Source organism: Winogradskyella luteola, from assembly GCF_019203985.1.
Classification (GTDB): domain Bacteria; phylum Bacteroidota; class Bacteroidia; order Flavobacteriales; family Flavobacteriaceae; genus Winogradskyella; species Winogradskyella luteola.
Window position 1 is genome coordinate 1 of record NZ_JAGSPD010000045.1, and the last position, 639, is coordinate 639.

Here is a 639-nt window from a genome sequence, read left to right on the forward strand (position 1 = left end):
AGGCATAATTAAACTTAACAACAAACTAAAAGAGAATAATATGAGAACAATTCAATTACTTACTATTGCACTTTTGACCATTTTAGTTTCAAATTGTGAAGAATCTTGCGAAAAATGTAATGAAAACTGTCCAGATGAAAGTCAACGTCCGTGTTTTACTGGGAATGGGAACGGAGCTACACAAGAAGAAGCAATGAATACAGCAATTAACGATTGGGAATTTAAATCAGGAGGTAATTACGAAGACGCTGTTTGTATAAAACTTAATGGTTGTGAACAAATAACCAATTTTTTTTCTTGTAGTTTTAGTGCAAGAGTATGTCCTCCGATAATTAATTGTGTAAATGGAGAGGTGGTAAAAGGATATGTTTCTGGAGATTTTAATGGCGATAATAAAATAGACTACGCTTGGGTTTATGCCTATGCAAACAATAAAACAACAATACATACATTCATATCTGATGGCACAAAATTTATATATCAAGGAGATAATGGTTGGTACTCTTCGAATGGAACAAATGGTGATGCAATTAAAGGTGTAGTTTCAGGTGATTTCAATAACGACGGTTATGATGATATCGCTTGGGTTTATTACTACACCAATAACTTGACAAGGATTCACACCTTTTTATCCGATGG

The 639-nt window shown here is 33.3% G+C and carries 1 protein-coding gene; it reads left to right on the forward strand.

All coding sequences use genetic code 11. The features are described from left to right. Positions 1-40 precede the first annotated feature (40 nt). Positions 41-639 (forward strand): FG-GAP repeat domain-containing protein (locus tag KCG49_RS16350; protein WP_218548029.1); only part of this gene is annotated, 599 nt, incomplete at its 3' end.